We start from the raw sequence: 635 nt of genomic DNA, 5'->3' as shown, positions 1-635 counted from the left end.
GAGATCTACACGCGTAAGATCGTCGGCAGCGTCAGATGTGTATAAGAGACAGGTTGATGTTCGACTGCTCGGCGTTGCCGACCTCGCCGATCGTGGCGCGGCAGCGCGCGTCGACGTTGCGGATCTCGCCCGACGGCAGGCGGAGCTGCGCGTAGGGGCCGTCCTTGGCGACGAGACGCACCGAGGCGCCAGCCGAGCGCGCGAGCTTCGCGCCGCCACCGGGGCGGAGCTCGATCGCGTGCACGACGGTGCCCGTGGGGATGTTGCGCAGCGGCAGGTTGTTGCCCGGCTTGATGTCGGCGCCAGCGCCCGACTCCACGACGTCGCCCTGCGAGAGCTTGTTCGGAGCCAGGATGTAGCGCTTCGTGCCGTCCTCGAAGTGCAGCAGCGCGATGCGCGCCGTGCGGTTGGGGTCGTACTCGATGTGCGCGACGCGGGCGTTCACGCCGTCCTTGTCGTTGCGACGGAAGTCGATGACGCGGTACTGGCGCTTGTGGCCGCCACCGATGTGGCGGGTCGTGATGCGACCGGTGTTGTTGCGGCCGCCGGTCTTGGGCAGCGGGCGCAGCAGCGACTTCTCGGGCGTCGACCGGGTGATCTCAGCGAAGTCGGCGACGGAGGAGCCACGACGACCG

The 635-nt window shown here is 68.8% G+C and carries 1 pseudogene; it reads right to left on the bottom strand.

The features are described 5' to 3' along the window. Positions 1 to 52 precede the first annotated feature (52 nt). Positions 53 to 635 (bottom strand): annotated as a pseudogene (gene rplB / locus DQ237_RS19355) (50S ribosomal protein L2); the annotation flags it as partial.

Origin of the sequence: Blastococcus sp. TF02-8, assembly GCF_003319175.1 — a bacterium.
Classification (GTDB): domain Bacteria; phylum Actinomycetota; class Actinomycetes; order Mycobacteriales; family Geodermatophilaceae; genus Blastococcus.
Note: the sequence above shows the minus strand (reverse complement) of the source record. Positions and strands in the feature narration are given on the sequence as shown.